General features: G+C 31.9%; 12 protein-coding genes and 1 riboswitch. Of the genes, 6 read left to right on the top strand and 6 right to left on the bottom strand.

What is annotated here, in order from left to right; genetic code table 11:
• Positions 1–14: 14 nt before the first annotated feature.
• The 5 genes from dapB to BDW25_RS01390 all read right to left on the bottom strand — a co-directional run bounded on the left by dapB (position 15) and on the right by BDW25_RS01390 (position 6,010).
• On the bottom strand, positions 15–740 hold the full coding sequence (dapB, locus tag BDW25_RS01370; protein WP_070672352.1) for a 4-hydroxy-tetrahydrodipicolinate reductase: 726 nt from the start codon (positions 738–740) through the stop codon (positions 15–17).
• A 2-nt stretch (positions 741–742) separates the two neighbouring features.
• Entirely contained in the window at positions 743–1,624 is an 882-nt protein-coding gene (dapA, locus tag BDW25_RS01375; protein ID WP_002455353.1) for a 4-hydroxy-tetrahydrodipicolinate synthase, read from the bottom strand.
• 1 nt (position 1,625) lies between these two features.
• On the bottom strand, positions 1,626–2,615 hold the full coding sequence (locus tag BDW25_RS01380; RefSeq protein WP_002455354.1) for an aspartate-semialdehyde dehydrogenase: 990 nt from the start codon (positions 2,613–2,615) through the stop codon (positions 1,626–1,628).
• Between the two features lie 59 nt (positions 2,616–2,674).
• On the bottom strand, positions 2,675–3,880 hold the full coding sequence (locus BDW25_RS01385; protein WP_208318175.1) for an aspartate kinase: 1,206 nt from the start codon (positions 3,878–3,880) through the stop codon (positions 2,675–2,677).
• Positions 3,881–3,957: 77 nt separating this feature from the next.
• Positions 3,958–4,133: riboswitch (Lysine riboswitch) on the bottom strand.
• 272 nt (positions 4,134–4,405) lie between these two features.
• Positions 4,406–6,010 carry an ABC-F family ATP-binding cassette domain-containing protein gene (locus BDW25_RS01390; protein ID WP_002449802.1) on the bottom strand — a complete coding sequence of 535 codons (1,605 nt, stop codon included), beginning with the start codon at positions 6,008–6,010 and terminating at the stop codon, positions 4,406–4,408.
• A gap of 148 nt (positions 6,011–6,158) precedes the next feature.
• Between BDW25_RS01390 and cvfB the strand changes: the two genes are divergently transcribed.
• The 6 genes from cvfB (at position 6,159) to phoU (ending at position 11,950) form a co-directional block, all read left to right on the top strand.
• Entirely contained in the window at positions 6,159–7,055 is an 897-nt protein-coding gene (cvfB, locus tag BDW25_RS01395) for an RNA-binding virulence regulatory protein CvfB (protein WP_002449860.1), read from the top strand.
• A gap of 234 nt (positions 7,056–7,289) precedes the next feature.
• Positions 7,290–8,240, top strand: coding sequence for a PstS family phosphate ABC transporter substrate-binding protein (locus BDW25_RS01400; RefSeq protein ID WP_002449750.1), 951 nt, complete (start codon positions 7,290–7,292; stop codon positions 8,238–8,240).
• A 182-nt stretch (positions 8,241–8,422) separates the two neighbouring features.
• Positions 8,423–9,349 (top strand): phosphate ABC transporter permease subunit PstC, encoded by a 927-nt coding sequence (gene pstC, locus BDW25_RS01405; RefSeq protein ID WP_002449801.1) that lies wholly within the window; start codon positions 8,423–8,425, stop codon positions 9,347–9,349.
• A 1-nt stretch (position 9,350) separates the two neighbouring features.
• Positions 9,351–10,271, top strand: coding sequence for a phosphate ABC transporter permease PstA (gene pstA, locus BDW25_RS01410; protein WP_049417598.1), 921 nt, complete (start codon positions 9,351–9,353; stop codon positions 10,269–10,271).
• A 77-nt stretch (positions 10,272–10,348) separates the two neighbouring features.
• Positions 10,349–11,293 (top strand): phosphate ABC transporter ATP-binding protein PstB, encoded by a 945-nt coding sequence (gene pstB / locus BDW25_RS01415; RefSeq protein ID WP_049430864.1) that lies wholly within the window; start codon positions 10,349–10,351, stop codon positions 11,291–11,293.
• A 6-nt stretch (positions 11,294–11,299) separates the two neighbouring features.
• A complete protein-coding gene (gene phoU / locus BDW25_RS01420) occupies positions 11,300–11,950 on the top strand; it encodes a phosphate signaling complex protein PhoU (protein ID WP_002455359.1) in 651 nt (216 codons plus the stop codon).
• A gap of 99 nt (positions 11,951–12,049) precedes the next feature.
• Here phoU and pepF read toward each other — a convergent pair whose 3' ends face one another.
• On the bottom strand, positions 12,050–13,858 hold the full coding sequence (gene pepF / locus BDW25_RS01425; protein ID WP_071860367.1) for an oligoendopeptidase F: 1,809 nt from the start codon (positions 13,856–13,858) through the stop codon (positions 12,050–12,052).
• Between the last annotated feature and the right edge of the window lie 79 nt (positions 13,859–13,937).

Here is a 13,937-nt window from a genome sequence, read left to right on the forward strand (position 1 = left end):
CTCCTTAAGTTATTTTATAAGTTGTCAAATGTATAGAAACCATTTGATTTTGTGTTTAATTTTTCAGCAGCTGTAATTGCGCCATTTGCAAAAATGTCCTTAGATTGTGCTTTATGAGAAATGGTAATTGTTTCATCTGTGCCAGCAAATAAAACATCATGTTCGCCTACAATTGTACCGCCACGAACTGAATGAATACCGACTTCATCTTTTTCACGTTTTTCAGTTCGCTCATGTCGATCGTAAACAGGCGTTACATTTTCACGTAATTCTTTAATAACATCATAAAGTTTGACTAGTGTGCCACTTGGCGCATCCACTTTTTTATTATGATGAGCTTCAGTTAACTCAATATCATAATCGTGTAAAAGGGGAACAGCTGCTTCTAGAATTTTAGTTAATGCATGGACGCCATAACTCATATTTGCACTGAAGAAAACAGGCATACGTTCGCTTAATTGTTCTAATTTTTGAATTAGTTTTTCTTTTTCACCAGTAGTAGCAATCACTAAAGGTAATTCAAAATCTTCATCTAATAAAGGTAATAATAGATTAGGATTAGAGAAGTCAATCGCTACATCGGCTTCATTTTGGGCGTCTGCAATATGATGATAAGTTTTATATGGTGAATGTTGATGTTCTTCTCGCTCAATTGTACCGACAATCTCATGACCTTTTTCTTCTGCTAATCTGGCAACGCGTTGATTCATTGTGCCATATCCAATGAGTAAAATTTTCATTTTTATTCCTCCGCTTTAAATGCTTTATAAGCATTCACTAATACATTTGCTTTTTCTTTCTCTAGTGGTAATAAAGGTAATCTTAATTCATAATTTCCAAATCCTAAATGACTTGTTAAAGCTTTAATTGGAATAGGGTTGACATCAACTGAAAGTGCATCTAACAATTGACCAATTGGTTCAAAGTCTTTCTCAATTTCTTTCCCATTTTGTTTAGCATCATAAAGTGCTTGAAATTCTTTCGGAATAACGTTAGCAATGACAGAAATTACACCATTACCTCCGCGATTATAGAATTCTACGACATTATCATCATTACCACTGTAAAGAGCAAATTCATCTTGATGAATACGTTTTTTCACTTCTTCGTAATAGTTAAAGTCATTTGTAGCATCTTTAATAGCTACAATATAATCATTATGACTTAATGTTTCGACTGTTTCAGGATCAATTGTCATATTCGTTCTTGAAGGTACATTATATAAAACAACAGGTAACTTAACTTCATTCGCGATAGTTTCAAAATGTTTAATTAAGCCACGTTGATTCGTTTTATTATAGTAAGGTGTGATTAACATAATACCATCTACACCTAATTCTTTAGCACGTAATGAAGCTTGAATAGATTTAGCTGTATTATTTGTACCAGTTCCAGCGATAATAGCCACTTGATGATTAACTTGTTTAATCACTGCTTGAAGTACTGTTTCTTTCTCTTCTTCTGTTAAAGTAGGGCTCTCTGCTGTAGTACCGTTTACAATAATTGCTTTAACATTATTATCAAGTAAAAATTGAACATGTTGTTCTAATGCTTTATAGTCAACTTCATTATTAGTAAATGGAGTAGCAAGCGCTACACCTACACCTTCAAAAATATGTGCCATATTATCTAGCTCCTTTTAATTTAATGACTTGTTCTAACACTTGAACTGCATTTAAAGCTGCACCTTTAAGTAGGTTATCTGAAGTACACCAAACATGGAAAGTATTATCAAGTGAGTCATCACGACGAATTCTACCTACAAACACTTCATCTTTACCTGTTGAATTAATAGCTAAAGGATATTCATTATTTTCAGGATTATCTACTAAAACAACACGATTATCGTTTTCAAATAAATCTTTAATTTCTTGAACTGTTGCTTCTTTATCAAGAGTAACATCAATTTCTACGCTATGACTATCTTGAACAGGTACACGTGCACATGTTGCAGTCACACGTAAGTCAGGTTGTCCTAAAATTTTTCGTGTTTCATCAATCATTTTTTGCTCTTCTTTTGTATATCCATCTTCTAAGAAAACATCAATATGTGGTAAAACATTATTATAAATAGGATGTGGATAAGCTTCTGGAGCTTTACCATTCGCACCTTCAGCTAAGTCTCTCTTACCTTTAATCCCTGAACCTGAAACTGCTTGATATGTTGTATAAGCTACACGCTTTAATCCAAAAGCATCGTATAAAACTTTGAGTGGCACGACCGACTGAATTGTTGAGCAGTTAGGATTGGCAATGATACCACGTTTAAATTCTGGTTGGTTAACTTCTGGTACAATTAAGTCCACATCGTTTGCCATACGCCATTGACTTGAATTATCAATAACAATTGCTCCAGCTTTTTCGAAAATAGGGGCAAATTCTTTACTTGTTTCGCCACCTGCACTCATTAGCACGTAATCAAATTTTTCACTTGCTGCTTCTTCTGTAAGTTCTTGAACTGTATATGTTTTCCCTTGAAACTCAATTTCTTTTCCTGCTGATCTTGCTGATGAGAATAATACTAACTCATCAAATTGAATATGTTTACGATCAATTGTTTCTAACATTTTTGTTCCGACTAATCCTGTTGCTCCAACTACTGCTAATCTTGTCATAAAAGAATCACTCCATTTAAATATTAATTGAATTTTAAATTATTTATTTTAACTTAAGTTTAAATATCAAAAGCATCGTATAAAACTTCAACCGCTTTATTTCCATTTTCTGCATCAATAACATAAGAAATACTAATTTCAGAAGTTGTTGTTTGATAAAATGGAATATTAGAATTAATTAACGTAATAAATGCTTTTGAAGCTACACCAGACATATCACGCATTCCTGAACCAATTAATGAAATTTTGACGTACGCTTCATTAATTTTATAATCTAATGCATCAAATGTTGTAGAAAGTTCCTCTAAGATACTTGAAATTTGTTGTACATCACTATCTTTAATAGAAAAAGATAGTTGTAAACCTTCAACATTTACGATTTGAGAAATCATATCCACATTAACTGAACCTTCATCTAAAGCAGTAAATAATTGAGTTAGAAGTCGATTATCTGGAAGAGGATAACTAATTGTTACATGCATCATATGTGTATCTAATGCAACTCCAGTTACGGCTTTTTTTTCTAATATTTCTGTTCTTGGCATAACCCATGTTCCTTTCACATTTGATAACGTTCTACCTAAATACAAGGGGATATCATAATTTTTAGCAAGTTCTACACTTCTTGTTTCTAACACACCAGCACCTAAAGCGCTCATTTCCATCATTTCTTCATAAGACACATAATCTAAACGTTTTGCCTCACTCAAAATTCTTGGATCAGTAGCATAAACGCCATCAACATCAGTGTAAATTTCACAAGGGATTTGATTACTAGCTGCTAATGCAACAGCAGTCGTATCTGAACCACCACGACCAAGCGTAGTTAACTCTAATTCGTCGTTCACTCCTTGGAAACCTGCTACAACTAAAACATCCTTGTCTTTAAATTCCTTGTTAAATGTTTCAGGATTAATTTCTGCAATTCGACTTTTTAAATGATGACCTACTGTTTTGATACCTGCTTGATATCCAGTCATAGCTCTAGCACTTACGCCAATATCATTTAATACCATCGACAAATAAGAAACTGTTTGTTGTTCACCAGTTGTTAATAATAGAGCAAGTTCTTCATCTTTTGGTGTTGTTGTAAGATGAGAAACATTTTCCATTAATTGATCTGTTGTTTTGCCCATAGCACTTACGACAACAATAAGTTGTTCACCGTCATCTACACGGCGTTTAAGCATTTCTGCAATATTTTTTATCTTTGTAAAATCGGCGACAGATGAACCACCGAACTTTAAAACACGTCGTTTCAAGATTTTACCTCCTAGAATTTAGGGGCACACGTCATAAAAAAGAGCAAGTTCGGAATGTGCGAACTTGCTCGTAATTTATATACAAGTGATGCACTCCATTATTAAATAATAATGACAAACTCTCAGCTCTTAACCACAAAGTCCAACGAACGCTTACTGCGGTTGCAATTCGTTTCGGCATCGCACCCTTTCTATATTAGCCGTGGCAGACAGTATTCTAATATATACTAATGATTGATGCGCCTCATCAATTTCTTATTCAATTACTATGTTTTTAATTATACATAAGCACCTTTTAACTGTAAACCGATTTTTGTGATTTTTTGAAATAAACTGAAAATTATTAAAGTAATATTACTGTTAAAGAAAAGAGATAGTAATAATAAGTAATTTGTGTAAATAATAACAATAATTCGAAAATAATAATATTTTATAAAAAAACTGTCGATAAAGTTCGTTATTTATCGACAGTTTTATGCATATTTTAAATTTTAAAAATAGAAGATAACTTATTAAAATCCTGTTATTTTATTTTTGTAACACACCAATTTCTTTTAGATATTCTTCATATGGCAATTCTTTAGATAAACTACCTGGTTGGTTTAAGTCAATCACACGATTAGCGATTGTATTAATAAATTCAAAATCATATGAAGTAAAGATAATTGATCCTTTGAATGAAGCTAATCCATCATTAACAGCTGTAATGCTTTCTAAATCAAGATGATTCGTTGGCTCATCAAGTAGTAAAACATTGGCACTTGAAAGCATCATTTTACTTAACATACAACGTACTTTCTCTCCACCTGATAATACACTTGCTTTTTTCTTAACTTCTTCACCGCTAAATAGCATACGTCCTAAGAAGCCACGTAAAAATGTTTCAGTTTGTTCATCTTCAGGAGCATATTGACGTAACCATTCAACTAAATTCATATCTACGCCTTCGAAGAAATCAGAATTATCTTTAGGGAAATAGCTTAATGAAGTTGTCACTCCCCATTTAAATGAACCTTCATCTGGTTCCATTTCACCAGCAAGTATTTTTAATAGGGTAGTTTTAGCAATTTCACTATCGCCAATTAAAATAGCTTTATCATTTGGATTCATAGTGAATGAAATATTATCTAAAACTTTTTCACCATCAATTGTTTTTGAGATACCATCAACTACTAATAAATCGTTACCAATTTCTCTTTCTGGGGTGAATTTCACATAAGGATAACGTCTTGAAGATGGTTGAATATCATCAAGTTCAATTTTCTCTAATTGCTTCTTACGACTAGTTGCTTGTTTTGATTTTGACGCATTCGCAGAGAAACGAGCAATGAAGTCTTGTAATTCTTTAATTTTTTCTTCTTTTTTCTTGTTTTGTTCTTGAGCCATTTTTTGAGCAAGTTGACTTGATTGATACCAAAAATCATAGTTACCAACATAGACTTTGATTTTGCCAAAATCTAAATCTGCAATATGTGTACATACATTATTTAAAAAATGACGATCATGAGATACGACAATGACAGTATTTTCAAAGTTAATTAAGAAATCTTCTAACCAACTAATGGCAGGAATATCAAGACCATTGGTAGGCTCATCGAGTAATAAAACATCTGGATCTCCAAATAAACTTTGTGCCAATAATACTTTTACTTTTTGATTATTTTCTAACTCTGACATTTGCTTATCATGTAAATCTGGGGTAATACCAAGTCCTGATAGTAGGGAAGCTGCATCTGCTTCGGCATTCCATCCATTCATTTCAGCAAATTCACCTTCTAATTCAGCTGCACGAATGCCATCTTCATCACTGAAGTCAGGTTTCATATAAATTTCGTCTTTCTCTTTCATCACTTCAAATAGACGTTCATGACCTTTTATAACTACATCTAATACACGTTCATCTTCATAAGCAAAGTGATCTTGTTTTAATACTGCTAAACGTTCATCTTTCCCAAGAGAAACATGACCCGTTTGTGAATCAATTTCTCCAGATAAGATTTTTAAGAAAGTAGATTTACCTGCACCATTCGCACCGATAAGTCCATAACAATTACCTTCAGTAAATTTAATATTTACATCTTCAAATAGTTTACGATCACCAAAACGTAAACTTACATCCGTAACTTGTAACATTCATTTACTCCTTTATTCATCGTTTATCTAACGCAAAAAATTATATCATATAATGTTCCTATATTCGACCTTATATCATTTATGTCAATGATACTTTACAAAACTCATGTTATAATACTTAGAAATACACTGCTTAAAGGAGACAACTATGGCATTAGACAAAGATATCGTTGGTTCAATTGAATTTCTAGAAGTTCTTGGATTGGAAGGCTCTACTTATTTATTAAAAGGTCCAAATGGTGAACAAGTGAAGTTAAATCAGTCAGAAATCAATGAGGAAGATGAATTCGAAATTGGAGAAGAATATAGTTTCTTCATTTATCCAAACCGTTCAGGTGAATTATTTGCTACTCAAAATATGCCTGATATTACAAAAGATAAATATGATTTTGCAAAAGTATTAAAAACAGATAGAGATGGTGCAAGAGTAGATGTTGGTTTACCAAGAGAAGTGCTTATTCCATGGGAAGATTTACCTAAAGTTAAATCGTTATGGCCTCAATCAGGAGATTATGTATTAGTCACATTAAGAATCGATAGAGATCATCAAATGTTCGCGCGTTTAGCTAGTGAAACAATTGTGGAAAAAATGTTTACACCTGTATCTAATGATGATATGCAAAATCAAGTATTAAAAGCAAGACCTTATCGTTTATTACGTATCGGTACTTTTTTATTAACTGAGGATGGTTACAAAGTATTTGTACATGAGTCTGAACGTAAACATGAGCCAAGACTAGGCGAAGCTGTAGAAGTACGTATTATCGGGCATAATGAAAAAGGTGAATTGAACGGTTCATTCTTACCACTCGCACATGAACGTTTAGATGAAGATGGTCAAGTCATCTTTGATTTGTTAGTAGAGTATGATGGTGAACTTCCATTTTGGGATAAATCAAGTCCGGAAGCAATTAAAGAAGTATTCAACATGAGTAAAGGTTCATTTAAACGTGCAATTGGTCATTTATATAAAAGAAAAATTATAAATATTGAAACTGGAAAAATTACATTAACTAAAAAAGGTAAAACCCTTATTCAAGAATAATGAGTTCATGAAAAACGAGTTTCTTCTATATTATATAGATAGTTCAAAACCATTGAAAGGTAACACTTTCGATGGTTTTTTTATGGGTTTTATTTATATAAAACATAAGTTTTTTGATAAATTAACAAAATATTTACAATTACTCTATTTTACATTAACAAAAAGTATGTAATATAAGCATTGTAAGAAATACATATAACATTTTGGGTTATCTATAATTAGGAGGATGTTTTAATGAAGAAATGGCAATTAGTTGGTACAACTGTTTTAGGTGCTACTGTTCTTTTAGGCGCATGTGGCGGTGGAAATAGTGGCGGCAGTGGTTCAGGAGATGGAAAAGACCTTGAAGGTTCTGCAAAAGGTGAAGGTTCATCTACTGTTGCTCCAATCGTTGAAAAATTAAATGAAAAATGGGCTAAAGATCATCCAAGCGCAACTATTTCATCTGGTCAAGCAGGTACTGGTGCTGGTTTTGAAAAATTCATCGCTGGTGAAACAGACTTCTCACAAGCTTCTAGACCTATCAAAGATGAAGAAAAACAAAAATTAGAAGACAAAAACATTAAATATAAAGAATTTAAAATTGCACAAGATGGTGTAACTGTTGCTGTTAATAAAGATAATGACTTTGTAAAAGAATTATCTAAAGATCAATTGAAAAAAATCTACAGTGGCGAAGCTAAAACTTGGAAAGATGTAGATTCTAGCTGGCCTAACAAAGAAATCAAAGCTTTCTCTCCAAACTCAAGTCATGGTACTTATGACTTCTGGGAAGAAGAAGTTATGGATAAACAAGATATCAAAGCTCAAAAAAATGGAGATACTAACGTTATCGTTCAATCAGTTGAGAAAAACAAAGAAAGTATTGGTTACTTCGGTTATAACTTCTATAAACAAAATAAAGATAAATTAAAAGAAGTTAAAATTAAAGGTGACGATGGTAAATCTGTAGAACCTACTAAAAAGACTATCCAAGATGGTTCTTATCCTTTAAGTAGACCATTATTCTTATATGTTAAAGAAAAATCATTAGAAGATAATGATGTTATGAGAGAATTCTTGAAATTCACTTTAGATGATAAAGGTAAATCAGCTGAAGATGCTGGATACGTTGCTTCACCAAGCAAAGTTTATAAAGATGAAATTAAAGAATTAGATAAATACAAAAAAGATTCTGACAAATAATAATCATTATTAATATAAAGGGCTGGGAATTAACAACTCATGTAAATGTTACATGAGTTGTTCAGGATATATACATGGGTGATTGTTAAAGTGTTTTAAATTAATTTGAACTCATTCGTTACCTGATAATTTCCTGCTCTTTTTTAAAATCTATTGGGAGAAATAAAAAGAGAGGGTTACATATGGCTTCTAACACTAATGTTAGAGAGATGATAGCTAAAAATAACGCTAAAAAAGGTGGATTTTCTGATAAAATCGTGCCAATTATTTTAGGAATTATTGCTGCCATCTCTATTTTAACAACTATCGGTATACTATTTACGTTAATCACTGAAACAATCACATTCTTTACACGTGTTTCAATTACTGAGTTTCTTTTTACTAAAGATTGGAGCCCTACAAGTTCTGATCCTAAATATGGTATTTGGGCTTTAATTCTTGGTACTTTAAAAATCACTTTCATTGGTACTTTAGTGGCTGTTCCTATCGGATTAGGGGCTGCAATCTACTTAAGTGAATATGCAAGCGATAAAGCAAGACGTATTATTAAACCTATTCTTGAAATCTTAGCTGGTATTCCAACTATCGTATTCGGTTTCTTTGCTTTAACTTTTGTAACACCTTTATTAAGAACATTTATACCTCAACTCGATAGTTTTAACTCTATCAGTCCTGGTATCGTAGTTGGAATAATGATTGTTCCAATTATTACAAGTATGAGTGAAGATGCAATGGCTTCTGTACCTAATAAAATGCGGGAAGGTGCTTTTGGTTTAGGTTCAACTAAATTTGAAGTGGCAACTAAAGTCGTATTACCAGCTGCCGCTTCTGGTGTAATTGCTTCAATTGTACTTGGTATTTCTCGTGCTATTGGTGAAACAATGATCGTATCATTAGCTGCAGGTAGTTCACCGACATCATCTTTAACATTAACAAGCTCTATTCAAACAATGACAGGTTATATTGTTGAAATTGCTACAGGTGATGCGACATTCGGTTCAGATATTTACTATAGTATTTATGCAGTTGGCTTCACATTATTCATTTTCACATTAATTATGAACTTAATTTCATACTGGATATCTAAGCGTTATAGAGAGGAGTATTAATATGACAGCAACGACTGATCCAAGAGCTAAAGGTTTAGTTGACAAAAATAAAGTCGAAAAAAACCTATCTAGTCGTGATAAAAAAAATAGTCTTAATAAATGGCTATTCTTTGCATGTATTGTATTTGCTTTAATCGTTCTTGCCGCACTACTGATTCAAACACTTGTAAAAGGTATAGGACATTTAACACCTGAATTCTTTACAAGTTTCTCATCTTCAACACCATCACAAGCTGGGATTAAAGGCGCATTAGCTGGTACATTATGGTTAATGATTACTATTATCCCAATTTCTATTATCTTAGGTGTTGGTACAGCAATTTATCTTGAAGAATACGCACGCGATAATATGTTTACAAGTTTCGTTAAAATTTGTATTTCTAACTTAGCTGGTGTCCCTTCAATTGTATTTGGTTTATTAGGTTTAACATTATTTGTACGTGGCGCTGGTATTGAATCATTATCTTTAGGAAATACTGTTATCGCTGCTGCTTTAACAATGTCATTACTTATCTTACCGATTATTATCGTTTCAAGTCAGGAAGCGATTCGTGCCGTACCTAATTCTGTAAGAGAAGCATCTTATGGTCTAGGTGGAAATAAATGGCAAACAATTAGAAAAGTGGTTTTACCCGCTGCTTTACCTGGTATTTTAACGGGATTTATTTTATCACTTTCACGTGCATTAGGTGAAACAGCACCATTAATCTTAATCGGTATTCCGACTATTTTCTTAGCAGTACCATCTGGTTTATTCTCAATGTTTACTGCTTTACCAACTCAAATTTATACTTGGGCTAAAATGCCACAAGCTGAATTCCAAAACGTGGCATCAGCAGGTATTATCGTATTACTTGTTATCTTATTATTAATGAACGGTTTAGCAATTTTCTTACGTAATAAATTTTCTAGAAAATATTAAGCATTTTATTATTAAAGTTATTTGGGATAGAGAGAAAGGTTTCTGCTTTCTTTCTTAAAATAAAAGGAGTTTTATATATGGCAAAAATCAATGTAGATGAAAAGAAAAAGAACGTTGAACAACATACAAATGATGTTGTTGATCAACGCTCAAATCACACTCATCCAACAAACGACACACAACAACATAACGACAATCAGTCGCAAAAGACAACAATTGTAACAACTAATAATGAAAATAAAAAAGATATTAAACCTGACAGTGAAAGAAAAGTAGTTTATTCAACTCAAAATTTAGATTTATGGTATGGTGAAAATCATGCTTTACAAAATATCAATTTAGATATCTTAGAAAATAATGTCACTGCTATTATCGGACCTTCTGGCTGTGGTAAATCAACATATATTAAAACATTAAATCGTATGGTTGAATTAGTACCATCAGTTAAAACTGCGGGTAAAATTTTATACAGAGGACAAAATATTTTTGATAGCAACTATTCAAAAGAAAAACTAAGAACGAATGTAGGAATGGTATTCCAACAACCAAATCCGTTTCCTAAATCAATTTATGATAATATTACTTATGGTCCAAAAATCCATGGTATTAAAGATAAAAAATTACTTGATGAAATTGTTGAAAAGTCATTACGTGGTGCTGCAATTTGGGATGAATTAAAAGACAGATTACATACAAATGCGTATGGATTATCAGGGGGACAACAACAACGTGTCTGTATTGCTAGATGTTTAGCAATTGAACCAGATGTTATTTTAATGGATGAACCTACGTCTGCATTAGATCCTATCTCTACTTTAAGAGTTGAAGAACTGGTTCAAGAATTAAAAGAAAATTATTCTATCATTATGGTTACACACAACATGCAACAAGCTGCACGTGTTTCTGATAAAACAGCATTCTTCCTTAATGGTTATGTAAATGAATATGACGATACTGATAAAATCTTCTCTAATCCTTCAGACAAACAAACAGAAGATTATATTTCTGGTCGTTTCGGTTAATGCTTAATGAAAATTATTAGACAAAAATATGAAGGCCAATTGGACGATTTAATTAAAGAACTTCGTCGTCTTGGTCTTCGTGTTTATTCAAATGTTAACAATGCTATTGAATCATTGAGTGAAGATGATAGAAACTTTGCTAGACACGTCATTGAAAAAGATAAAGAAATTAACAAATTTGATTATGACATTAACGAACAAGTAATCATGTTAATTACGAAACAACAACCCATTGCTACTGATTTAAGAATGATGATGGCAGCTTTAAAAATTTCTACTGATTTTGAAAGAATGGGGGATAATGCTGCAAATATCGCTCATATTCGACTAAGAGTAAAAATTACAGATCATTATGTCTTAACACGTTTAAAAACAATGGGTAAACTTGCATTATTAATGTTAGAAGACTTAAATACTGCTGTTAAAAATGAAGATTTAACATTGATTAAAGAAATTATCGAACGTGATAAAGATATTGACGATTTATACGTGAATATTGTTAACACAACTTATCTAATTGATAATGATCCGTTTGTAGCTGGACAAGCTCATTTAGCTGCACGTAACTTAGAAAGAGTAGGGGATCATGTAAGAAATATAGCAGAAAGTGTTTATTATTACTTTACTGGTGAACATTTTGATAAATATGATCGTTAAACTACTTTATAGTTGATAGTTTTATTCAAACTAAAAAAATCAAAGTAAAGGAGTGAGACACTATTCATTTTGAATAGTGTCTCACTCCTTTATAATACATTAATTATGTTCGATTTCATTTGTAAGTATTTCTACTTCATCTACTAATTCTGAAATATACGCAATAGTAGATTTAAGTGGGGCATTTGTTGTTATATCAACGCCTGCTACTTTTGCAAGTTCAACTGGATTTTTACTTCCTCCAGCTTTTAACGTTTCTAACCATGCATCGACTGCTTTTTGTCCTTCTTTTTTAATTTTTTGAGAGACCACTGTGCCAATAGTTAATCCAGCTGAATACGTATATGAATATAATCCCATATAATAATGTGGTTGTCTCATCCAAGTTAATTCCATTCCATCAGTAAGTTCAACCGCATCACCAAAGAATTGTTCATAAACGTTTCTCATTAACTTATTAAGAACCGGTGCTGTTAAAGATTCACCATTATCAACTTTTTTATATACTTCTCTTTGATATGCAGCTTCTAGTAAATGCGTGACCATATTATGATAATATGTGCGAGATATGATTGAGCCAATCACCCATCGTTTAAAACGTGCATCATTACTATTACTAAATAAGTAGTTTGCCATTAGCATTTCATTCATTGTAGAAGGCGCTTCTACAAAATACATAGATGCTTCTGAATCTAATAAATGTTGATGTTTTTGTGACAATGTAAAATGACCAGCGTGACCCAATTCATGCGCTAATACGAAGGTTTCTGCCATTTTACCTGTCCATGAAATAAATACATATGAATGCGTAAAATAAGGGCTAGCACAATACGCGCCAGTATCTTTACCTTTATTTTGTGCAAAATCAATCCATTGATGATTATAAGCATTATCAACCATTTTAATATAGTCATCGCCTAAAACACCTAAAGCACCGTGAATATATTGTTTTGAGTCTTCTATTGAAATATCTGGTTCATAACTTGGATCAACTGATATTTTTAAATCTTCAAATCGCATTTTATCTAAGTTATGAATTCTTTGCAGTATTTTGGCATATTTTTGCATCACAGGTGCTAAATCACTCATGATGACATCAATTTGTCTATCATACATTTCACGTGTAACTTCTTGTTCTTGTAGTAAATAATCTATAACAGAATCATAGCCTCTTAAATTAGCCTCAATTTTTTCTTGTTGCACATGTTGATTATATGTTGCGGCTGTTGTGTGTTGATATTTACGTAATGCATTACTAAAAGTTTCGAAACTTTTACGTCTAAACTCTGGATCTGAACTGTCTTCATATTCGTTTTCAAAAGTTGCATAATCTAAAGGATACGTTTCATGATTATGTTCAAACGATTCAAACGCAATATCAAGCATTTTAGTTGTTCCATAGAGTTCATAAGCACTTTGAAAAGTAGGTGACAAACTAGCAAGCACTTCTTCAACTTCTGAAGATAATTGATAAGGTTTACGTTTTATTAATTTTTCTAGATAATGAGGACTATTGAACTGCTCTTTTAGCTCTTTCAATTTATCATCAGAGAGTATCATTATTTCAGATTCAACAAATGATAATAAACTAGATATCTTACCATAAGATGTTGATAGTTTGGCATTTAACGTTTGCGCTAATTCATTTGTAGTATCGACACTTAATCTAAGTTCAGCATAATTACCTAATCGATCAAATTGTATAAGTAAGTCTTCATATTCTTTAAGCGCATCTAGAATAATTTTAGTTTCTGATAAATTATTTTTATATTTTTGATTAAATTGAGCGGATTTCTCTAATACATCATTTAAAGTATTATAAAATGCTTCATCATTCGTAAATAAATCTTCTAAATTCCATTTTTCATTATCTGGAACATGTTTTCTGAGTGGTAAGCCTGTGTTCATTTTATTCACTCCTAAATAGTTATTCTCATATATATTATACATAATATTATTTGTAAACTCAGTTTTAAGCCTTTAGTCT

Source organism: Staphylococcus sp. AtDRG32 (assembly GCF_004365845.1).
GTDB classification, from domain to species: domain Bacteria; phylum Bacillota; class Bacilli; order Staphylococcales; family Staphylococcaceae; genus Staphylococcus; species Staphylococcus hominis.